Annotated in this window: 18 protein-coding genes and 1 pseudogene; 8 read left to right on the top strand and 11 right to left on the bottom strand. The window is 59.9% G+C overall.

The genetic code is table 11. From position 1 onward, the window contains the following. The first annotated feature begins 123 nt into the window (after window positions 1-123). Window positions 124-2,067 carry an AMP-dependent synthetase/ligase gene (locus G4D77_RS00120; protein WP_016446049.1) on the top strand — a complete coding sequence of 648 codons (1,944 nt, stop codon included), beginning with the start codon at window positions 124-126 and terminating at the stop codon, window positions 2,065-2,067. 138 nt (window positions 2,068-2,205) lie between these two features. On the opposite strand, the gene G4D77_RS00125 is transcribed toward G4D77_RS00120, so the two are convergent. The 4 genes from G4D77_RS00125 to G4D77_RS00140 form a co-directional block, all read right to left on the bottom strand. Beyond that, on the bottom strand, window positions 2,206-3,807 hold the full coding sequence (locus G4D77_RS00125; protein WP_046238556.1) for a methyl-accepting chemotaxis protein: 1,602 nt from the start codon (window positions 3,805-3,807) through the stop codon (window positions 2,206-2,208). Window positions 3,808-4,091: 284 nt separating this feature from the next. Further along, window positions 4,092-4,436 carry a FlxA-like family protein gene (locus G4D77_RS00130; RefSeq protein ID WP_046238531.1) on the bottom strand — a complete coding sequence of 115 codons (345 nt, stop codon included), beginning with the start codon at window positions 4,434-4,436 and terminating at the stop codon, window positions 4,092-4,094. Between the two features lie 63 nt (window positions 4,437-4,499). Next, complete coding sequence (locus tag G4D77_RS00135) at window positions 4,500-4,796, bottom strand: AzlD family protein (RefSeq protein ID WP_012205574.1); 297 nt, start codon at window positions 4,794-4,796, stop codon at window positions 4,500-4,502. 3 nt (window positions 4,797-4,799) lie between these two features. Further along, on the bottom strand, window positions 4,800-5,537 hold the full coding sequence (locus tag G4D77_RS00140; protein ID WP_013802443.1) for an AzlC family ABC transporter permease: 738 nt from the start codon (window positions 5,535-5,537) through the stop codon (window positions 4,800-4,802). On the opposite strand from G4D77_RS00140, the gene G4D77_RS00145 reads away from it, so the two are divergent. The 3 genes and pseudogenes from G4D77_RS00145 to G4D77_RS31055 all read left to right on the top strand — a co-directional run. Beyond that, window positions 5,528-5,836, top strand: coding sequence for a hypothetical protein (locus G4D77_RS00145; RefSeq protein WP_154834324.1), 309 nt, complete (start codon window positions 5,528-5,530; stop codon window positions 5,834-5,836). The two genes, G4D77_RS00140 and G4D77_RS00145, sit on opposite strands and share 10 nt — an antisense overlap. A gap of 10 nt (window positions 5,837-5,846) precedes the next feature. Next, window positions 5,847-6,161: a DUF4148 domain-containing protein gene (locus G4D77_RS00150; protein ID WP_154834325.1), complete on the top strand. Its 315-nt coding sequence runs from the start codon at window positions 5,847-5,849 to the stop codon at window positions 6,159-6,161. Between the two features lie 68 nt (window positions 6,162-6,229). After that, a pseudogene (locus G4D77_RS31055) lies at window positions 6,230-6,565 on the top strand (macro domain-containing protein); the annotation flags it as partial. On the opposite strand, the gene G4D77_RS31060 reads toward G4D77_RS31055, so the two are convergent. From G4D77_RS31060 to G4D77_RS00185, 7 genes are all read right to left on the bottom strand, one after another. Next, entirely contained in the window at window positions 6,550-6,939 is a 390-nt protein-coding gene (locus G4D77_RS31060; RefSeq protein WP_353745385.1) for an RHS domain-containing protein, read from the bottom strand. The pseudogene G4D77_RS31055 and the gene G4D77_RS31060 sit on opposite strands and share 16 nt — an antisense overlap. A gap of 488 nt (window positions 6,940-7,427) precedes the next feature. Further along, on the bottom strand, window positions 7,428-8,231 hold the full coding sequence (locus G4D77_RS00160; protein ID WP_193726225.1) for an RHS repeat-associated core domain-containing protein: 804 nt from the start codon (window positions 8,229-8,231) through the stop codon (window positions 7,428-7,430). A gap of 103 nt (window positions 8,232-8,334) precedes the next feature. Continuing rightward, the gene (locus G4D77_RS00165; protein WP_154834329.1) at window positions 8,335-8,724 is read right to left on the bottom strand and encodes a CdiI-like immunity protein; all 390 of its coding nucleotides are present in this window, start codon (window positions 8,722-8,724) and stop codon (window positions 8,335-8,337) included. Between the two features lie 432 nt (window positions 8,725-9,156). After that, window positions 9,157-9,462, bottom strand: a complete 306-nt coding sequence (locus tag G4D77_RS00170) for a hypothetical protein (RefSeq protein ID WP_154834330.1) — start codon at window positions 9,460-9,462, stop codon at window positions 9,157-9,159. Window positions 9,463-9,464: 2 nt separating this feature from the next. Next, complete coding sequence (locus G4D77_RS30960; RefSeq protein ID WP_154834331.1) at window positions 9,465-10,316, bottom strand: RHS repeat-associated core domain-containing protein; 852 nt, start codon at window positions 10,314-10,316, stop codon at window positions 9,465-9,467. Window positions 10,317-10,459: 143 nt separating this feature from the next. Continuing rightward, a complete protein-coding gene (locus tag G4D77_RS00180) occupies window positions 10,460-10,945 on the bottom strand; it encodes a hypothetical protein (RefSeq protein ID WP_154834332.1) in 486 nt (161 codons plus the stop codon). Further along, window positions 10,924-15,297 (bottom strand): RHS repeat-associated core domain-containing protein, encoded by a 4,374-nt coding sequence (locus G4D77_RS00185; protein ID WP_193726226.1) that lies wholly within the window; start codon window positions 15,295-15,297, stop codon window positions 10,924-10,926. Before G4D77_RS00185 ends, G4D77_RS00180 begins: the two co-directional genes overlap by 22 nt. 457 nt (window positions 15,298-15,754) lie before the next feature. Here G4D77_RS00185 and G4D77_RS00190 point away from each other — a divergent pair, with 457 nt between their 5' ends. From G4D77_RS00190 to G4D77_RS00205, 4 genes are all read left to right on the top strand, one after another. After that, window positions 15,755-16,291, top strand: coding sequence for a MarR family winged helix-turn-helix transcriptional regulator (locus G4D77_RS00190; RefSeq protein ID WP_070080409.1), 537 nt, complete (start codon window positions 15,755-15,757; stop codon window positions 16,289-16,291). 70 nt (window positions 16,292-16,361) lie between these two features. Further along, complete coding sequence (locus G4D77_RS00195; protein WP_154834334.1) at window positions 16,362-17,837, top strand: efflux transporter outer membrane subunit; 1,476 nt, start codon at window positions 16,362-16,364, stop codon at window positions 17,835-17,837. A gap of 132 nt (window positions 17,838-17,969) precedes the next feature. Then, window positions 17,970-19,325, top strand: coding sequence for an HlyD family secretion protein (locus tag G4D77_RS00200; RefSeq protein WP_016453440.1), 1,356 nt, complete (start codon window positions 17,970-17,972; stop codon window positions 19,323-19,325). Between the two features lie 45 nt (window positions 19,326-19,370). Beyond that, on the top strand, window positions 19,371-20,981 hold the full coding sequence (locus G4D77_RS00205; RefSeq protein ID WP_016453441.1) for a DHA2 family efflux MFS transporter permease subunit: 1,611 nt from the start codon (window positions 19,371-19,373) through the stop codon (window positions 20,979-20,981). Window positions 20,982-21,098 lie beyond the last annotated feature (117 nt).

The raw sequence follows: 21,098 nt of genomic DNA on the forward strand, positions 1-21,098 counted from the left end.
AACGCTGCAGTGCAGCATAAACCTCGCCGCCAACTCCGCACATGTCCGAAGCTGACGCCGGGGCCTGCGGTAACCGGCAGCTATCATCAGCGGCACCATCCACTTCGGTCCGCACCTCTTCGCATGAGCATCCAAGATCCAGCCCGCGCCCCTTCCCTGGCCATGAGCCTGCCTGCCGATGCCAGCATGGCCACGGCCGCCACCCTGGTGGAAATGCTGGCCCTGCGCGTGCAGCAGACGCCCGCAGGCGAGGCCTATCGGGCCTATGACGAGGATGCGCGCAGCTGGAAGTCCCTGAACTGGGCGCAGACCGGCGAGCGCGTGGCCCTGTGGGCGCAGGCCCTGGCCGCGCAGGAGCTGGCACCGGGCTCGCGCATTGCCATTCTTTTGCCCAACGGGCTGGATGCCATGTCCATCGACCTGGCCAGCCTGCGCTGCGGCCATGTGCCGGTGCCCCTGCATTCCATAGACAACGCAGGCAGCATTGCCTACATCCTGGCCAATGCCCAGGTGTCCATGCTGTTCGTGGCACAGCAATCCACCTGGGACAAGATCTGCGCCACGGGCCAGGCCCTGCCCGCGCTGCGCAAGGTGGTCGTGGCATCGGCCAAGCCGGCTTCCCGGGCCGCAGAGCCTGAAACCGAAGGCGATGCCGCCGTCCTGGAGGCCCTGGGGCAGATCCCCGTGCAACCGCTGGCCCAATGGCTGGCTGAGGGCGGCGCAGTCCCCCTGCCCCCGCCTCCCTCTGCCGAGGACCTGGCCGCCGTCGTCTACACCTCGGGCACCACGGGCAAGCCCAAGGGCGTGATGCTCACGCACCGCAACGTGGTCTCCAACGTACAGGCCGTGATGCAGCGGCTGCTGCCGCGCAGCGATGATGTTTTCCTGTCCTTCCTGCCGCTGTCGCACACCTTCGAGCGCACGGCAGGCTACTACCTGGCGATGGCCGTGGGCGCCTGCGTGGCCTATGCGCGCTCCGTGGCTCAGCTGGCCGAGGATCTCAAGACCCAGCGTCCCACGGTGCTGGTCTCCGTGCCGCGCATCTACGAGCGCGTGCACGCCAAGGTCATGGAGGCGCTGGCGCGCGCACCGCTCAAGGCCCAGCTGTTCGAACTGGCCCAGGCCAGGGGCTGGCAACGCTTTTGTGAAACACAAGGCATTGCCGATGCGCAGGCGCCCCAGCCCGACGTGCCGGGCTGGATGCAATGGCTGCCCTGGCCCGTGCTCAACCATCTGGTGGCCAAGCCGCTGCTGGCCCAGTTTGGCGGGCGTGTGCGCGTGGCCGTGAGCGGTGGCGCGCCGCTGTCGCCCACGATTGCGCGCTGTTTTCTCGGCCTGGGCCTGCCGCTGATCCAGGGCTACGGAATGACCGAGACCTCGCCCGTGGTCTGCGCCAACACGCTGGAGGACAACCACCCGGCCACCGTGGGCCGCGCCCTGCCGGGCGTGGAAGTGCGCATTGGCGAAAATCGGGAACTGCAGGTGCGCGGGCCCTGCGTGATGCGGGGCTACTGGCAACGCCCCGAAGACACCGCCAAGACCTTCACAGACGACGGCTGGCTGCGCACCGGCGACCAGGCCGTGATCGAGGATGGGCGCGTGCGCATCCAGGGCCGCATCAAGGAAATCATCGTCACCTCCACCGGCGAGAAGATTCCACCGGCCGACCTGGAGCTGGCCATCACCGGCGACCCGTTCTTCACCCAGGTCTTTGTCGTGGGCGAAGACCGCCCCTTCATCGCCGCCGTGGCCGTCATCGAGCGTGGTGAATGGCAGGCCATGGCCCAGCGCCTGGGCCTGGACCCCGAAGATCCCAAGAGCCTGAACCACGCCGCCGCCGAGCGTGAAGCGCTGGCCCGCATCGAGAAACAGGTGGCCAGTTTTGCCCGCTATGCGGTCCCCCGTGCCGTGCACCTGGAACTGGAGCCCTGGACCATTGAGAACGGGCTGATGACGCCCACCCTCAAGCTCAAGCGCAACAACCTCATGGCGCGGTTTGAATCGCAGATTGCCGCCATGTACACCAAGCCCGCCGAGCGCTGGCAAGGCCGCAATAGCGCGGGGTGACCCCCAGCCCTTGACAAGCCGCCGCCTGAAAACCGCGGCTTTCTTTATCTCTGATCTGAAAATTAAATTATGTAAGTTACATTGACTTAATTAGAAAGAAGGCAAGAGCGCCCTGTCCGCGCTCTTGCCTTGCCCGCTTCAGGCAGCGGCCAATGCCCTGCCGGCGGGCGCCATGCCGATCTCCTTGAACTCGCTGATCCTGAACGTGGCCACCGCCTGGGCCAGCACGCGGGCCTGTCGCTCCAGGCTGGCAGCTGCGGCGGCAGACTCTTCCACCAGGGCAGCGTTTTGCTGCGTGACCTGGTCCATCTGGGAGACCGCCTCGCTGATCTGTCCCAGGCCGCCGCTTTGCTCCACGCTGGCGGCCGAGATGGCCTCGATCAACGACGCCACTTCGCGCACCTGGGATTCGATGGCATCCATGGCCTTGCCGGCTTCCCGGACCTGGTTGCCGCCCATTCGCACCGTCTCGGTGGAGGCCGTGATCAACGCCTTGATTTCACGCGCCGCTGCGGCGCTGCGTTGGGCCAGGGAGCGCACTTCTCCGGCCACCACGGCAAACCCCCTGCCCTGCTCGCCCGCCCGCGCGGCCTCCACCGCTGCGTTGAGCGCCAGGATATTCGTCTGGAAGGCGATGGAATCGATGACGCCCGTGATCTCGGCAATCTTTCCGCTGCTGGCCGAGATTTCGTCCATGGTGCCCACGACCCTGGCGACAGCGCCACCGCCCACGCCCGCCACCTCCTTGGCACGCACGGCCAGGGCGCTGGCCTGCCGCGCATTCTCCGAACTCTGGCCCACATTGCCTGCCAGCTGCTCCATGGAGGCCGCCGTCTCCTGCAGGCTGGAGGCCTGGTGTTCGGTGCGGCTGCTCAGGTCCTGGTTGCCTGCGGCGATCTGGCTGGATGCCGTGGTCACCGACTCCACCCCGCGCCGCACATCGCCAACGATGCTGGCCAGCGATTCGCGCATGGCGCTCATGGAGCGCAGCAGGTCGCCGACTTCGTCGCGCCCCGTGGCCTGGATCTCGGACGCCAGGTCGCCCTGCTCGATGTGCCTGGCCACCTCCACGGCGGACTTCAGGGGAACGGTGATGGAGCGCGTGACCACATAGCCCAGCGCCACGGCGAGGATGACAGCGGCCGCGACAAAGCCGTAGATCAGCATCTGCGACTGCGCCAGGACCTGGCGGGAGTCCGCATACACATCCTCGGATGCCTTGAGCTGCAGCTCCACCAGTTCGCCGATCTTGGCGCTGATGGGGTCTACGCTGGCATACAGCGCGCCATCGAACTCGTCCAGGCTGCCGGCCCTTTTTCCATCCAGCGTCTTGAGCCGCTGCAGCAGCCGGTCGATGCTCTGGTTGGCAGGTGCGAACAGCGCCTGCGCCTGGCTGGCCAGCACGGCCTCCTGCGAGGTCAGCTGTGTGGACGAATAGCTGCGCCAGGCCGCATCGATCGCGGGCAGCGTGCCGGAAATGCTCGCCGCTGCCTCCTGCGCCGTGATCAGGCCGGCATTCGCCTTGTTGACCGTATCTATGACGTTGACGGCGTAGGCGTCCGCAATCTGCTTGAGCTGCTTGAGCGGAACCACGCGGTCCTGGTACATGGTCTGCGTGCCCGAGAACACATGGCCCAGCGCCCTTGCGCCGACGGCGCCCACGGCCATCAGGCAGATCAGCAGAACAAGAAAAACACCGGTAAGCCGGGTACCGATACGCACATCGCCGAGTTTTTTCATCGCAGATCCCTCTGTCCCCGTGACGCCATCGGTATAGGCCATCGCTATCGCATCCCGGCAGTCACATTGCTTGCCTTATCGGAAGCAACCGCCGGTTTCTTGAGAGTCAAAAATCAATAAGTTCCATAGGAGTTGCGACGCTCGCGGCTATCACCCCGCAGGCAAGCCCCCTTCCCCATCCGTGTTGCAGAGCCAACCCTCTCAAAGTCCGAACAGCATTCTCATGTAAGTTACATTGAATGTCTTGAAAAACGGCCCGTGAAAACACGGGCCATCTCACTGGATCAGACGTAGACGTCGACCACGCCGCCCAGCCCGGGCGCCTTGCCGCCCTTCGATGGGGATTGCGATGGGTTCTCGGCGGCCTGCTGCTGCTCGCGCTGCTTGTCGATCTGGGCCTGCTGCCTGGCGCGCATCAGCGCCTCGATCTGGTTTTGCACCATCATGATCTGCGTCTGCAGCAGCTTGGACTTCTGTTGCTTGGCCTTGGCGTCGATGTTCTCGGAGGCCACTTCTTTGAGCGCCTGCTGCAGCTCCTTGAGCTTGCGCTGCAACGCAGCGATGTCATTGCCGCCGGAGGATGAAGCGGCTCCCGAGGCGGAAGCCGAGGTGGAGGATGAGACTTGCATGCCCCATACATCGACCACTGGCGGGCGAACTGAAGGCCCAAAACGCCCCACCCCCGGCCGCCATCACCCCAGCCAGTGCCGCAGCGCACCCGCCGACGCAATGCCGATCAGCACCGTCGGCAGAATGGGCAGCCGGCTGGCCGCCACCAGCGTCACCACCAGGGCCAGCAGATCGGCCGGACGCTCGGACACAAACGCCGGGGCAATCACCGAGATCAGCACGCAGCCCGGCAGGCTTTCCATCACGTACTGCATGCGCGGGCTCAGCGTGCGCCCGCGCAGCAGCAGGTAGCCGATCACCCGCGTGAAATACGTGCTGCATGCCATGAGCACCAGCGTCAGCAAGGTTGTGGCTTCCATCGCTCAGCTCCTGGGTGCCAGCAAGGCCGCGCAGACCAGGCCAGAGACGGCGCCGGCCGCCACATACCAGGCGCCAGGCACCAGCTTGTAGACCAGGGCCGCCGTCAGCAGGCTCACCAGCCAGGGCCGGCAAGGCCTGACGCCCTTCCACATGCCGCGCAGCAGCACCAGAAACACGGCGGTGAACGCCATGTCGAAGCCGTACTGCTCCAGGTCGCCAATGCGCGGCCCCAGAAAGGCACCGGCCGCCGTGCACGACACCCAGGCCATGTACAGGCCTGCCGACACGCCCATGTAGTAAGGCAGGCTCACGCGCCGGGCGGCACTGCGCTGCGCGTCTGCCAGGGCCAGCGCCCAGCTTTCGTCGCACATGAAGAACAGGGCCGGGAGCGCACGGCGCCTGGGCAGATGGCGCAGATAGGGCGCCAGTGCCGCACCCATCAGGATGTGCCGGCAATTGACCAGGAAGGACATGGCGACGATCAGCAGCACATGCGGCGGCGACGTCCACAGCCGTATGGCCGTGAACTCCGAGCCGCCGCCGAAGTTCATCCCGGTCATGAGAGGAACCTCCAGCGGTGCCAGCCCCTTTTGCACGGCCTGGGCGCCCAGCACCAGGGCAAAGGGCACGAAGCCCAGCATCACGGGAATCGCATCCCTGAAGCCACGAAAGGCCTCGGAACTGCGGGAGACGGAATCTGCCGAAACGGCAGCGGGGGAAAGTGGAATGGATGAAGACATGGAGAGCGGCGATTGTCGGCCTGTGCCGCTGGAATTTGCTGCCGATTCATGCTTCCACCAGCCATTTGACAGATGTTTATGCCGATTTATTTGAGCACCTGGAAATAATCTGCCGCACACAGGCTGATCAAAGCATTTCCATGGCTGGCGGCGCTCCTCGGATGGCCGCGCCTGCCCTCCTGACATTTCACGAAACCCAACAGCCATTGGCTCCCGCCATGCTGCAGTGCGTCGCAAACGGCTGTGCCGGCCAGGGCGGCGGCGGGACCATGAAGCCCTCATCACTTCGCTTCACCTGAAAGGTTCCCCATGCGCACTTCCCACTTCACCCGCTTGATCGCCCTGGCCGCCCTCAGCCTGGGCCTGGCCGGCACCGCCCTCGCCCAGGAAGCCACGCCCTCCTCCACTGCTGCCCCCACCGACCTCAGCCGCGCCCAGGTGCTGGCCGACCTGGAAATGTGGCACCGCGCCGGACTCACCTATCTCTCCGACCGCGAGATCGATGTCCGCTCCACCGAATACCAGCGCGGCCTGGAGCGTTACCAACAGCTGCGCGCCAGCCCCGCCTACCGCGAGGCCGTGGCCAGACTGGAGAAAGGGCATGCGGTGGCTCAAGACAAGTGAGCGTTGGGGTGACGCGAGGCGCGAGATACTGTGCAGTTTCCCCACCTGCGAGCATCGCCCCTCACTCCATGAATATCCGCATAGTCAACGGCGACCTTCTGGACCAGGACGTTGAGGTCATCGTCAACTCATGGAATAGAAACATCATTCCCTGGTGGCTGTTGATCCCCCAAGGCGTGTCCAGCGCAATCAAGCGCAAGGGTGGACTGCAGCCATTCCTGGAGGTTGCGCGGGCCGGCCCCATTCCTCTGGGCGATGCCGTCCTGACATCTGCCGGCAGACTGCCTTTCAAAGGCATCATCCATGTGGCGGGTATCAATCTTCTTTGGAGGGCGTCACAACTCTCCATTGAGAAGTCCACACAGTCGGCCCTTCAACTCGTCAACGATCACGGCTTCAAATCCGTAGCCTTTCCCCTGATCGGTTGCGGATCTGGAGGCTTCAATGAAGACACTGCCATCGGCATGATGAAGAACACCATTGCCCAAGTCGAAACGAGGGCAGCGGTTGTGCTGGTCGTTTTTGGCAAGGCACGATAGTTGTTGTAACGGTCGAAGCTCGGATACCGCAGGTCGAACTTAGTCGCCTGCGCATAGCTGAAGCCGCTGACCGTCTGGCCGTAGCCCCAGGCGCCCGTGGTGGGACGCACTTCCCCAAACCCCGAGATCAGCCATTGCCAGGCCACCTGTCCCTGCTGGCTGGTCAGGCGCCTGGGGGTGTTCAGATGGTCCGTGTGGATGGCGTACAGCCGGCCGTTGATTTCTGCCGCAATGGGCATGGGGCCGCTGGCCGTGGGCAGGTAGATGATTTCCGTGCTGTCGCTCTGGCCTGCAGGCGCTGCGCTGTTGGCGCTGCGCTGGTTGGCGTACTGGCCCAGCACGGTGCTGCCTATGCCGTCTTCGGCATACAGGGCTTGGTTGGTGAGGAGCGGCCGTGTTCCCGAAGGGCGGCGGTATCCAAGTTGGAGATTCAACTCGAGTACTCCACGGCTATCGCAGCTGACGTAGGCTACAGATTTTTTGAAAGATTCAATCAGGGTTAATTGATGATTTTTCTTCTTTCTCCAATTTTTTCCACTTTTTTGATTGATGATGCAGCATCGAAAGATGCCCAAATAGAGCCAAAGAGAAATGCAAGGCAACAACACAAATCAGTCCCATCAGACTCGCACCCCACCAAGGCCAAGCAGGCGAAAATATTCTATAAATCCAAATTCCAAAAAACAAATATAAACAGCCATAGAAAATAGTAAATCCCGTCATCTAATCACCTCCGGCAGCTGCACTGCTCTCCATCACTTGTCAACGTCGGAGACAAGCCTGCACCACCAATAATTCTTGGAAATAACCATCTAAATAAAGGCGTAGGTCCCGTACCAAATGTTGATCCAAGTCCCAAACCAATTCCTCCAATTTCAGGGGTTAATGCCCGCCGCCATCCAATATCTGCAACTAATGATGCACCACGAGCAACTGGGTCTAGTGATGAGTATTTCGCGTAGGATGCCGTGGTTTTTTGACCTATTTCATAAAGCAATTTCTCCCGAAGACTGAGATTAAGGCACGCAACATCAGCCTCAGCTCCTAGCATGTACCAGTTCGCAGCAGAGGAACACGAGGAAGTTAAGGCAGAACCAGCCAAACCTAATGTCGAAGGTGAAAGTGCAGCTGCTATTGCCGGTATGGTGACAAGCCTAGTCCACGCGCCTGCTTGCACAGCTTGATCGAGAGTGGTTTTGTGCTTTGCACCTTCAAACGTCGTTAGGTCAAGAAATACCAATCCTTCGGGATCAATGAAATTCAATGGATTTCCACCCACATACCCAAACCGATTCCAGCCACCCTCCAACCCGATCGGGTCCGCTTGGATGTATCTCCCCGTCGCCACATCGTAGTACCTGTGCAGGTTGTACGACAGCCCCGTCTCTTCATCAAACACCTGCCCCGGATACCGCAGGTCGAACTTCACCGCCTGCGCATAGCTGGGGCCGCTGACCGTCTGGCCGTAGCCACGGTCGCCCGTGGTGGGCCGCACTTCCCCAAACCCCGAGATCAGCCATTGCCAGGCCACCTGCCCTTGCTGGTTGGTCAGGCGCCTGGGGGTGTTCAGGTGGTTAGCGTGGATAACAGATCGGCGAGTTTGTTCTCCGTCGCGATAGACTTAAGTATTTTCATCAAAATCCAAGCTTGTTAATTCTTATCTCTTGGTGCAATCTTTTTCTCTCTGACTCAAGATCCAAGCGGTCAAATGATCTAACGAAATTCTCTATATTTTCATCAAGCTCAATATGATACTTCCACAGAGCTTTTGCGCCAAGCTCTTGGATAAACATCAATCCATTTATAACATCTGCACTCTCACCAAAATCACAAATGAATATTCTTCCGCATGCCTCAATGAATAAATCCCTTACCCCGTCCCAATCAAAAAATTCCTGCAACAACTGATCAACATCTGAAGTATTAGAAGAAAAATCCACCAACGACTCTTCTAAGAATGCGGATTTTTCCCCGGAACTCAATGAGTATTCAAGATACAATCTAGTAATTTCAGTATTAGTCATAATTTATATTGCCGACATTTAATTTCACACCTTTTTTGAGTTTCAATTGCAAACCATTACCATATTTTAATTAATATGCGTCTAGAATCAATTTATTCAATCTGAAAAAAATGAAAGTAGTCGCACTCAGAACTTCTTCAGCCTGCAAGAAAGGAGCCCCTCGTCCAGCACTCCATAATCTATAATAAAAATATCCCAAGATTACAAATAAATAAAATGATGTTTATTTAAAATCCAAACATGAATTACAAACATCCCTCCCAATCAGCTGGAGCGAATCAGCATGCCCCCAAAGCCTCGCCTGCACCTTGTGATCGATGTGATTGGGACAATGTTGGCATAAGACAATTTGTAGAAAATATACATCGCCGACACCAGCAAAAAGCCCCCCTCAGCAACCGTTATAGACACAGGTTTGAGGCGAAGCCCCTTTCACTCTTTATTGCTGTTTTGCATTTTCCTCAATACAATTTCGATAATGAATAACGAAGCAAATCCAGCGGCAATGCCAATTGGCGTAGATATCCAATGCATTACCATTTGGATCGTGTTATGTTGCTGAGTTTTATCGCCGCAAGTATTGAAACCAAGATACGGACCAATAATTTCTGCCGCCGCATGCAGAGCCTCTGCGTCTATGCGCTCATCAATGAATGACCATAATTTCCTAGCTGCAATAATTGTGCTTATTGCAACCACAAAGAAAAAAAGCAAAATTTTTACTAGAATTTTTCTCATAATTACCTAACAGTAATGCTGCCAAGATAAGGCTGACCATTTGGAAGTAGCTCGATTTTGGTTTTATTCAACAATTGAAATTGAATTTTTTTCCACGCCTCAACATTTGATGTTGTCACGCACCCGTTTGAAATGGTTCCAGGGTGGAATCTAAATCTATCCCGATAAACAGTCGATCCATTATCTGTTGGCATCAAAACATTCAACCCATCGCCATATTGACCGTTGTCTGGCATCAATTTAAAAAATGTCAGACCACCTAATTTATCTGTCGGATCGTTCGTGTAGATATATGGATCTACTATAAAGTAGCGCCCCCTTGGAATGGGACCTCCGCCTACAATATATTCCATTTCAGGATTATTCTTTCGGGGGCCTTGTCCAGAAAATGCATCAATCGAGCCAGACATGCATGAGCAGTCGCTCGTCAGGCTACCTTGGCGCACATCGAAAACGAAATCCTCCAGAAGGCCGCGCGAATCAGTTCGATTAAGCGGATTCCCGCTCACATACCCAAACTGATTCCACCCACCCTCCAACCCGATCGGGTCCGCCTGCATATACCGACCCGTCGCCGCATCGTAGTACCGATGCAGGTTGTACGACAGCCCCGTCTCTTCATCAAACACCTGCCCCGGATACCGCAGATCGAACTTCACCGCCTGCGCGTAGCTTGGGCCGCTGACCGTCTGGCCGTAGCCACGGTCGCCCGTGGTGGGACGCACTTCCCCAAACCCCGAGATCAGCCATTGCCAGGCCACTTGCCCCTGCTGGTTGGTCAGGCGCCTGGGGGTGTTCAGATGGTCCGTGTGGATAGCGTACAGGCGGCCGTTGATCTCTACCGCAATGGGCATGGGGCCGCTGGCCGTGGGCAGGTAGATGATTTCGGTGCTGTCGCACGCGTTAGACCGCAAGGCTTCTCACTTTATACATGGCGCCAAGTCTGACTTGGTTGCTGGCTTGAATGTCGATTCAGCCTAGTTACGCATTGCGAATGCTACCTGCAGGAGGCAGATGCTGCAATACCACAATCTTCCTCGAGAATAAATATTGGAGCCACTATATCTTTCATCTTCATCATGACAATTCCAAATTTCTCCGAGTAAAAATATTCCATTCCAGTCTTTTCATGAAAAACTTTATAGTAATCTATTTTTTTTCCAAAAATTCTTAGCGGAACAGGCATTTTTATCAACTTATAGTTTTCATCATTTTTCTGCCAAACCATTTCTTTACCCTTAATATATTTTGGGACGGAGAATTTCAAAAAATCCGAAGAAAAACAGAAAAAATCGTCATCCTCCCCACAAAACTTTACTTTCCCCACATAAATATGAGATTTTATTTCACCAGTTTTTTTCGAAATTAATATTGCTTGCTCATAGCTCCCAGGAGGAGAGTATGTCCAATCGTCAGAGTTTGCAAAAACCGGAAAACAGATAGCGAATGATATAAAAATAATTAACGCCGCATACTTCCGCATGTGCATTTCCCCTTAAAAAGCTCCAAAGCGTATGAATCAGCATCAATTTCAACAGCCAAACCTCCAGTGGTCCCATTTAATCTATGCTTCAAATACTCTGAACCGCTTGGACTAAGTATGCGATTCCCCTTCATCAAATGGCGGAATTCATGCAAAAACACCGCATAAGGATCTTCTCTACTCTTCTCAAAAGGATTTATAAAGTTACTTGTTAGCCCAAAATAGTCAGATGTGAAATTTGTGTGAAAATTATCTACATCCGTTGTAGGACTTCCACGCCTGCCATCAGTACCAACCGTCCATTTATCAAAATATGATTTCAAGTAAGAACTATCAGAAGAACAAAGTGAATCTATCTTATCTTCCAATTTTCTTCCGTATTCACGCAACTGCTTCACCCACGGAGGTGAAGTAGTTGCAAAGCTCTCTCCCTGCCACATTACCTTGAACAATCCTTGTGGATCACCATAAATCAATGGGTTGCCCCCTACATACCCAAACCGATTCCACCCACCCTCCAACCCGATCGGGTCCGCCTGCATATACCGCCCCGTCGCCGCATCGTAGTACCTGTGCAGGTTGTACGACAGCCCCGTCTCTTCATCAAACACCTGCCCCGGATACCGCAGGTCGAACTTCACCGCCTGCGCATAACTGGGGCCGCTGACGGTCTGGCCGTAGCCACGGTCGCCCGTGGTGGGCCGCACTTCGCCAAACCCTGAGATCAGCCATTGCCAGGCCACCTGCCCTTGCTGGTTGGTCAGGCGCCTGGGGGTGTTCAGGTGGTCCGTGTGAATGGCGTACAGGCGCCCGTTGATCTCTGCCGCAATAGGCATGGGGCCGCTGGCCGTGGGCAGGTAGATGATTTCCGTGCTGTCGCTCTGGCCTGCGGGCGCTGCGCTGTTGGCGCTGCGCTGGTTGGCGTACTGGCCCAGCACGGTGCTGCCTATGCCGTCTTCGGCATACAGGGTCTGCAGCGTGGCCGGTTGACCTGCGCCCCGGGCATCGCTCTTGAGCACGCGCTGGCCCAGGGCGTTGTAGACGTAGCTGACCGCTCGTGCGTCGGCCGCGTCCGCGTATTCGCCGGCCTTGGCGATGCGGCCGTCCGCGCCGTAGTGCAGGTGGTTGTCTCCCTTCTTGACCAGGGCGCCCGCAGCGTCGTAGCTGAAGGTCACGTTGCTGTTCTGCGCCGCGCTGCCCGGGCGCTGCAGCGTCTGGGCATAGCTTTGCAGGCGATTGGTGCCCGCAGCCGTCTGGTAGCTGCGCTGCAGCGTGGAGGTGCCCGATGCCAGGGCATTGTTGTAGTGCACCTGGGTGCGGTTGCCGTTGGCATCCCAGGCGTAGCCGGAGGCGCTGAGCTCGATGGTGTCGGCAAGGCTCCAGCCTGTGGGCAGCGTGAGGCCTGCAGGCGCGCTGTGCGCGCTGGCCGTCAGGCGTCCCACGGCGTCATAGCTGAAGGCGCTGGACAGCTTGGCCTGCTGGGCCGCCGCCGTGCCCGGCAGCATGTGCTGCTGCTGGATGAGGCTGATGCGGCCTGCCGCATCCCAGGTCAGGTTCAGCAACTGGCTGCTGGCCAGTTGGCCTGCCGTGTTGTAGCTGCGCTGCTCGGCCAGGGTGGCCGTGGCGCCGGGCTGCTGCGCAAAGCCCGTCCATTGCCAGGCCGTGGGCTGGCCCAGCGGGCTCCAGGTCAGGCCGGTGACCAGGGGCTGGCCGTTCCACTGCAGGCCCGTGATCTGACCTGTGCTGTCATACAGGTAGGTGGCCTGCCTGCCGCTGGGGTAGGTGATGCTTTGCAGTTCTCCGCCTCCGCCCTGCCCGGCAGGTACATAGGAGTGGATCAGCGACTTGGTGTCGCCATTGGCAAGGATCTGGCTCTTGCGCAGCACCCGGCCCAGGATGTCGCGCTGGTACTGGGTGGTGACGCCGGGGTCCTGGATCTCGCTGAGGTGGCCCGTGCTGGCCTTGGGGGCACCGGGGCCGTTGTAGGTGGTGCCGGGCAGGTCGTAGCGCAGCGTGGAGGTTGCGGTGCTGCCGTACTGGAGTTGGGTGGGACGGCCCAGGGCGTCACGCTGCACGGCGAGGGTGCGACCTGCGGCATCGGTGATGTTTCGTGCCTGTCCTCGGCCGTCATAGACGGCGGAAACAGTTCCTCCATCGGCCGACACCTCTTTGATTGCATGGCCATGAACATTCCTGGCATATCGCGTAGTAGACTTGTTGAAATCAGAAATAGAAGTCACTGCACTCAGGTCGTTATAAGACAGGGAAGCGGTTGCGCCATCAGCCTGCTTGACTGAGTCCATACGACGTAGCGCATCCAGAGTCCAGCTCGTGCCTTGGCTAACGCCATTGACCTGTCTTACGCTGCTTGTCAATTCGCCATTTTCGTCATAACCAAATCTCACACCAGCATCTCCGTTTGTGATGCTTTCAACAAGATTCAGTCTATTGATAGTTCGCACACTCTTCCATGCAACGTGGCCAACATCATCAAATATATTCTCTTCCACGCGATTCCCCATGGCGTCGAGCAAATAATTCGCCGTAACTCCTCGATTATCAGACCATCCAATCAAACGATGTGCCGCATCATATTGATAGCTGATCTTATAACCACCATCCATCAACACGCTATCCATTTTTCCGGTGGATTGATAAGCGTATGAAGTTACCTGATCGCCGCGCTTCACCCGGGTGACTCTGCCTCGCTCATCGTAGTTATAGATACTGATCAATCCTGTAGGTAGTGTATGAATCAGAACACGTCCAGCCTTGTCATAGATGAACTCTTCCGCCTGCCCCAGCCGATTGATTGCACTCGAAACATTACCAAACTCATCATATGAGAATCTGCTGACGGCGCCCTCAGGATCTTCAACGGTCGAAACCGCGCCAAATGGGTGATATGTCCACTTCCAAGTGCTGGACAACGGTGGCGAAAAGCTGTTATCGGTCGTTGTTTCAGACTTCACATTTCCGTTCTCATCATAATGATAAGAAATCTCCTTGGCATCCCGGACTATCTTCGTAGGCAAGTTGAAACGAGAATGCCATTCAAAAGATGTCTGCCCTACCGAATCCCAAGCGCTCCGCAGCAGTCTTCTTTCCTTATCCCAATCGAAGCTTCTGGCATGACCAACGAAATCTCTGACAGAACTCAGAATTCCATCATAGCCCACACTCCTAACAGCAAAATCGTCAGAAGCACCTGCTACGGGCAGACTCGATGAAGAGGTATGAATTCTATTATTTTTGGCTACGAAATACCGATAGCGACGCCTGGTCCCTAGCGGATCTACCACATCCGCGATCCTGCCCGGCGAATAGCTTACGCTATAACGCTCAACGCCCCCAGCCAGCTCTGTAGTAATCGCCTTACCTTCAGTGTCATAGGAAAAGCTGGCCCACCGCTGCCCCATCTCATCCAATATCCCAGTCAATGCAAATGAAAAGACAGGATTCTCATAAACAAAAGAACGATGCGCACCACCCGGATATTTAACCTTGATCAACCGTTCTTCGCTATCGTACTCATAAGAGTAAATACCCCCATCAGGCACTTCGACGCTTGCAAGCTTTTCACCTACATAGGAAAGCTTTAGATCCTGCCCAAAATCGTTTCTCACACGTACCAAATGACCATCTTGGTAGGAATACTCCCACTTCCAACCATTACGCTTAATTCTACGAACAAGTCTTCCATCCGGATCAAAATGGAAGGAAATTCCATCATCTACTCTTGTGTAAATCCACCCCCCGCCAGATTCAGCCACATTATCAAGACTATCAACAGCCCTCCATATTGACACTTCATTCTCTCTTTTGAAAATCAACACTTCACCATTCGCATCAGTAATAGCAATAGTATTAGAACCATTTTTCTTCTTTTGCAATATCATATGGTGACTATGCCCCCATCCAGGCCCCATACTTCTCCCTGCCCCGGAAGGACTTCCGCCGAGATAGCTGCGATATATCCTCTTGAAAGACAGCGCATCAAGGCCAGCGCCTTCCCAGTCTGCTTCCATGCGTATTTTTTCAGCAGATGCAGGAGAAATAGGGTTGCCGAAATATCCACCCACCTCGCACATATTTTCCATACTCATCAAAACACATCGGCCACTGGACTCAACAAAGTCCGGTTTGCACTCGCAAGTGCCAGCAGTAAGTTTTGAAACGGTATTTTCCGGGCACTCGTATACAGGATTTACAGGCCCCCAAGAACCACCATGATCATCTTTAGTGGTGTTATCCACAATATAACAAACGGGATTGTCCGGCCCGTTTTGGAAATAAGCCGAACGCCACGGTCTATATGGGTGCTCGTCTGTCACGCCCTTGGTACGGATCACAACACCCAGAAGATCATCACAAGTCGCCTCAGGCGTTCGATGAAAACCACTCTCTCTCCCGTTGAATGTTGCATACCAATAGGCTGGTTCACCCAGGAAATACGCCGTTGCGGCATTACTACCCAAGATCAATGAGCAACATGTCAAAAATCTAATAAACCCACGAAAAGCCTTCCTCATCCCCACCTCCCAACTTAATTTAATTTCCTTTACGAGAGTCGATCATATACGTTCATGCTCAGGAATGCCAGATTGGCATGAACCATCATTCCCAAAGCAAGCGGTAAAACATTCTTTGACAAGAATTCAGCCCCTATCGGCAAAGCGATTTCGTGCTGACTTCCCGGAAAAACCCCACTAGCGACACCCCGATCGCCAAGTCACACATCCAGCCCATGTTTCTGCAATAATTGCCGCAACAATCATTGCGCAGTCAATCATTTCACCCGCAGACACCATGACCCAGCCACCCCTGCCCAACGGCCTGCAGCCCTCGGACTTCTACAGCCCCGGCAGCTACACGCCCTTCGAGAGCGTGGGGTTCCTCATGCGCAAGGTGCTCAGCTCCATCCTCCAGCAGGCCGATGCGCAGTTGGCCGAGCATGAGCTGACCTATGTGCAGTGGCTGCCGCTGTACAAGCTGCTGCTGTGCAGCGACGCCACGAATGCCGGCATGGCACGTGACCTGGGGCTGGATCCGGCCTCCATCACGCGGGCGCTGGACCGGCTCGAATCCAAGGGCATGCTGCGGCGCGAGCGCTCCACGGTGGACCGGCGCGTGGTCAAGCTGGTGCTGACCGATGAAGGCCGCGCCATGGCGGCCAAGGTGCCGCAGGTGCTGTCCAGCGTGATGAATGCCCATATGGCCGGCTTCAGCCATGACGAGTCGCGCCAGCTGCTGGACATGCTGCGCCGCCTGCTGGCCAATGGCGATGCGATGCGCGCGCCGGAAGCTGCGCCGCCGGCCCCTGCGCCTGCCAGGCCCGTCGGCTGACAGCGCCAGCCCCCTTTTTCCGCCCCGGTTTCCGATTTCCTGATTCTTGACCCCCAACAGGCAGACCACCATGCCCAATTCCTTTGTTTCCGTGTCCGCTGCGCCCCGCCGCGTGGCCGCCGCAGCGGCCACCCTGTGCGCCGCGCTGGCCCTGGCCGGTTGTGCGTCCCAGGGCCCGGCCCATGAGCCACTGGCCCGGCTGGGCGCCGCCGACCTGGGTCTGACGGCCCAGTCCGAGACAGGCGCCAATACCAGCCTGCCCGCCGCCGATTGGTGGAAGTCCCTGGGCGATGCCCAGTTGGACGGCCTGATCGCCCAGGCACTGCAGGGCAGCCCCAGCCTGGCCATGAGCCGCGCCCGCTTCGACAAGGCCGCCGCCCTGGCCACGGCCACCAGCACGGCCACCGATGTGCGCGGCACGCTCGGCGTCGACGCCACGCGTCAGCACTACAGCGCCAACGGCCTGGTGCCCGCACCCATTGCCGGCCATACCTACAACACCGGCAACCTGCAGGCCGGCCTGAGCTGGACGCCGGATTTCTTTGGCCGCCATGCGGCCGACCTGCAGGCAGCCCTGGGCCAGGCCCGTGCCGCCCAGGCCGACAGCGCCGCCGCCGCCAACCAGCTGGCCGCCCAGGTGGCGCGCAGCTATGTGGCGCTGGCCCGGCTGATTGCCCAGAAGGAGGTGGCCGGCCGCACGCTGACCCAGCGCCAGTCGCTGCTGGAGCTGAGCCAGCAGCGCACGCGCGCCGGGCTGGACAGCCAGGTGGAGCTGACCCAGGCCCAGGCCGGCCTGCCCGATGCCGGCACCCAGATCGAGATGCTGGACGAGCAGATCACGCTGGCGCGCCGCACCATCGCCGTGCTCTGCGGCCAGGCGCCCGAGGCGCAGCTGCAGCTGGCGCCCCGTCTGGCCGCGCTGCAGATCCAGGCCATGCCCGGCCAGTTGGGCGCAGACCTGCTGGGCCGCCGCCCCGACGTGGTGGCCGCACGCTGGCGCGTGGAGTCGGCAACGCAGGGCATAGAGAGCGCGCGGGCGGATTTCTATCCCGATATCAACCTGACGGCCTTCATCGGCCTCAATGCCGTCGGGCTGGACAACCTGTTCAAGGGCAGCTCGCGCCAGATGGGCGTGACGCCCGCGCTGCGCCTGCCCCTGTTCGACGGCAAGCGCCTGCGCGCCCAGTTGCGCGGCACTCAGGCCGACCTGGACACCGCCATTGCCCAGTACAACGGCGTGGTGCTCGATGCGGTCAAGGAAGCGGGTGACGCCATCACTTCCGTGCAATCGCTGGTGCGCCAACAGCAGCTGCAGGCCGAGTCGCTGGAGAAGGCCGAACGCGCCTACGACTTTGCCGTGCAGCGCTACAAGGCCGGCCTGGCCAGCCAGGTGACGGTGCTCAACACCGAGACCCAGGTGATCACCCAGCGCCGCCTGGACGTGGACCTGCGCGCCCGCGCGCTGGACACGCGCGTGTCGCTGATGAAGGCCCTGGGCGGCGGCTGGACCGATGGCACGGCTGCCGTGCAGGTCAGCCAGCACTGAGATCGCAACCCGCACAGGAACCCACCTCACTCTTGACATTCCACCGGGCAGACCGCCAGCCAGCGTGACAGACCGCCAGCCCCCTGCCCCGGCCGCACAACCACATTCACAGATAACAAAGCGCCGTACACCATGACCGATACCAACAAGCAAGCATCCAATGCACCCGCTGCCGCAGCCTCGCCCGTGGCCAACCCGCAGGGCCGCCGCAAGGGCCTGACCATCGTGGCCGCCGCCGTCGCGGTGGCCGCCGTCGCCTGGGGCGGCTGGCACTGGATGGTGGCCCGCAACTACCAGACCACGGACAACGCCTATGTGGCGGGCAACGTGGTGCAGATCACGCCGCAGGTCGGCGGCACGGTGATCAGCATCGGCGCCGACGACACCGACTACGTCAAGCCCGGCCAGCTGCTGGTGCAGCTGGACTCGGCCGATGCCCTGGTCGCCCTGTCCCAGGCCGAGTCGCAGCTGGCCCAGACCGTGCGCCAGGTGCGCACGCTGTACGCCAACAATGCCCCCCTGGTCGCCCAGGTGGCCCAGCGCGAGGCCGATCTGGCCCGCCTGCAGGCCGATGCCGCCCGCGCCCGCGAGGATGTGGAGCGCCGCCGCCCGCTGCTGGCCACGGGCGCCGTGGGCAAGGAAGAGTTCGACCACGCCCAGTCCCTGGCCCGCACGGCCGGCAATGCCGCCTCGGCAGCCGAAGCCGCCGTGCGCGCCGCCAAGGCGCAGCTGACGGCTGCCGAAGCCCAGACCAAGGGCAGCAGCGCCGAAGAGCACCCCAGCGTGATCGCCGCCTCCGCCAAGGTGCGCGAAGCCTATCTGGCGCTGCAGCGCACGCGCCTGGTCTCGCCCGTGGAAGGCTATGTGGCCAAGCGCGGCGTGCAGCTGGGCCAGCGTGTGGCCTCGGGCGCTCCCCTGATGACGGTGGTGGGCCTGCACAACCTCTGGGTGGATGCCAACTTCAAGGAAAGCCAGCTGGCCCAGCTGCGCATAGGCCAGAAGACCGAGCTGACGGCCGATGTCTACGGCGACAAGATCAGCTACCACGGCACCGTGGTGGGCATGGGCGCAGGAACCGGCGCGGCCTTCTCGCTGCTGCCCGCGCAGAACGCCACCGGCAACTGGATCAAGGTGGTGCAGCGCGTGCCCGTGCGCATTGCGCTGGCGCCGGAAGACCTGGCACAGCACCCGCTGCGCGTGGGCCTGTCCATGGAAGTCAAGGTGGACGTGCGAGACCAGCAGGGCGAGGTGCTGGCAACGACCACGCGCAACGCACCCGTGGCCCAGACCTCCGTCTACGACATGGCGCTGCCGCAGGCCGAGGAGCGCATTGCCCACATCGTGGCGGGCCAGAACGTGGCACCGCTCAAGCAGTTGCCCGAGCTGCCGCCCGTGGCCATGGCCGAGGTGCAGGACAGGGCCCAGGGCAAGGCGCCAGCCGCCGTGGCCTCCGCGCCGGTTGACGCGCAGGCCATGCAGTCCAGGTAAGCAGGCATCGCTTCCCCGCCTTCCCAGAACCTACGCGGACTGCCTATGACTTCCTCTACCACCGCCGTGCCGGAGCCGGCGCCGCCGGTCGCCCCCTCGGCGCCGCCGGCCATGCCTGCACGGCCGGTCCCGCTCAAGGGCGCCCAGCTGGCCCTGGGCACGCTGGCCCTGTCGCTGGCCACCTTCATGAACGTGCTGGACTCGTCCATCGCCAACGTCGCCATTCCGGCGATTTCCGGCGACGTGGGCGTCAGTCCCAGCCAGGGCACCTGGGTGATCACCAGCTTTGGCGTGGCCAACGCCATCTCGGTGCCGCTCACGGGCTGGCTCACCCAGCGCTTCGGCGCCGTGCGCCTGTTCACCATGAGCGTGCTGCTGTTCGTGCTGACGTCCTGGCTGTGCGGCTTTGCCTCGTCGCTGGAGACGCTGGTGCTGTTCCGCGTGCTCCAGGGCCTGGTTGCCGGCCCCATGATCCCGCTGTCGCAGACGCTGCTGCTGTCCAGCTATCCCCCGGCCAAGGCCGGGGTGGCCCTGGCGCTGTGGGGGATGACCACCCTGGTGGCCCCCGTGGTCGGCCCGCTGCTGGGCGGCTGGATCACGGACAACATCTCCTGGCCCTGGATCTTCTATATCAACGTGCCGGTGGGCCTGCTGTCGGCCCTGATGACCTGGAGCATCTACCGCAGCCGCGAGACCCCCACGCGCAAGCTGCCCATCGACTCCGTGGGCCTGGCCCTGCTGGTGCTGTGGGTGGGCGCGCTGCAGCTGATGCTGGACAAGGGCAAGGAGCTGGACTGGTTCGCCTCGGGCGAGATCATCACGCTGTGCGTGCTGGCCATCGTGAGCTTCGTGGTCTTCCTGGTCTGGGAGCTGACCGATGCCCACCCCGTGGTAGACCTGCGCCTGTTCATGCGCCGCAATTTCGCGGCCGGCACGGTGGCGCTGTCGATTGCCTACGGCCTTTTCTTCGGCAACGTGGTGCTGCTGCCCCTGTGGCTGCAGCAGTGGATGGGCTACACCTCCACCACGGCCGGCATGGCACTGGCGCCGGTGGGCATCTTCGCCATCATCCTGACACCGCTGGTGGGCCGCAAGGTCACGCAGTGGGACCCGCGCAGGATGGCCACGGGCGCCTTCATCGTGTTCGCCCTGGTGCTGTGGATGCGCTCGCGCTTCACGGTGGAGACCGACTTCATGCACATCCTGGTGCCCACGCTGATCCAGGGCGCGGCCATGGCCTTCTTCTTCATTCCGCTGACCACGATCACGTTGTCGGGCATTTCGCCGGACCGTATCCCGGCCGCCGCCGGCCTGAGCAACTTCGTGCGGATCACGGCGGGCGCCATGGGCACCTCCATCGCCACCACGCTGTGGGAAAACCGCGCCGCGCTGCACCACGCCCATCTGACAGAAGGGCTGGTCCAGGGCCAGGGCGTGTTCGGCGTCACCCTGCAGGGGCTGCAGGCCGCAGGCCTGAGCCAGGCGCAGGCGCTGGCCCAGATCAACCGGCTGGTGGACCAGCAGGCCTACACGCGCGCCGCCGACGACATCTTCCTGGCGTCGTCCGTGCTGTTCCTGGTGCTGATCGTGCTGATCTGGATGACCAGGCGCCCCGCGGGCCATGCCGGCGGTGCCGAGGCGGCCGGCGCCCATTGATGACCAGCCTCCGGGCCATCACCACAAGGAGCTGCCTGCAGGGGCAGCTCCTTTTTTGTTTACATGACGACACGCAAGGCGCCTTGAACGGGGCCGCCAAGACCACCATCTCGACAG

Origin of the sequence: Delftia sp. WY8, from assembly GCF_018437695.1 — a bacterium.
Classification (GTDB): domain Bacteria; phylum Pseudomonadota; class Gammaproteobacteria; order Burkholderiales; family Burkholderiaceae_C; genus Comamonas; species Comamonas tsuruhatensis.

Coding starts and splice junctions, on each gene's coding strand:
- G4D77_RS00150 (WP_154834325.1), top strand. CDS start 5,847: ATGCGCACTTCCCACTTCACCCGCTTGATCGCCCTGGCCGCCCTCAGC.
- G4D77_RS00130 (WP_046238531.1), bottom strand. CDS start 4,436: ATGCAAGTCTCATCCTCCACCTCGGCTTCCGCCTCGGGAGCCGCTTCA.
- G4D77_RS00170 (WP_154834330.1), bottom strand. CDS start 9,462: ATGAGAAAAATTCTAGTAAAAATTTTGCTTTTTTTCTTTGTGGTTGCA.
- G4D77_RS00145 (WP_154834324.1), top strand. CDS start 5,528: ATGAAGACATGGAGAGCGGCGATTGTCGGCCTGTGCCGCTGGAATTTG.
- G4D77_RS00190 (WP_070080409.1), top strand. CDS start 15,755: ATGACCCAGCCACCCCTGCCCAACGGCCTGCAGCCCTCGGACTTCTAC.
- G4D77_RS31060 (WP_353745385.1), bottom strand. CDS start 6,939: ATGCCCATTGCGGCAGAAATCAACGGCCGGCTGTACGCCATCCACACG.
- G4D77_RS00180 (WP_154834332.1), bottom strand. CDS start 10,945: ATGCGGAAGTATGCGGCGTTAATTATTTTTATATCATTCGCTATCTGT.
- G4D77_RS00135 (WP_012205574.1), bottom strand. CDS start 4,796: ATGGAAGCCACAACCTTGCTGACGCTGGTGCTCATGGCATGCAGCACG.
- G4D77_RS00140 (WP_013802443.1), bottom strand. CDS start 5,537: ATGTCTTCATCCATTCCACTTTCCCCCGCTGCCGTTTCGGCAGATTCC.
- G4D77_RS00205 (WP_016453441.1), top strand. CDS start 19,371: ATGACTTCCTCTACCACCGCCGTGCCGGAGCCGGCGCCGCCGGTCGCC.
- G4D77_RS00165 (WP_154834329.1), bottom strand. CDS start 8,724: ATGACTAATACTGAAATTACTAGATTGTATCTTGAATACTCATTGAGT.
- G4D77_RS30960 (WP_154834331.1), bottom strand. CDS start 10,316: ATGCCCATTGCGGTAGAGATCAACGGCCGCCTGTACGCTATCCACACG.
- G4D77_RS00200 (WP_016453440.1), top strand. CDS start 17,970: ATGACCGATACCAACAAGCAAGCATCCAATGCACCCGCTGCCGCAGCC.
- G4D77_RS00195 (WP_154834334.1), top strand. CDS start 16,362: ATGCCCAATTCCTTTGTTTCCGTGTCCGCTGCGCCCCGCCGCGTGGCC.
- G4D77_RS00120 (WP_016446049.1), top strand. CDS start 124: ATGAGCATCCAAGATCCAGCCCGCGCCCCTTCCCTGGCCATGAGCCTG.
- G4D77_RS00125 (WP_046238556.1), bottom strand. CDS start 3,807: ATGAAAAAACTCGGCGATGTGCGTATCGGTACCCGGCTTACCGGTGTT.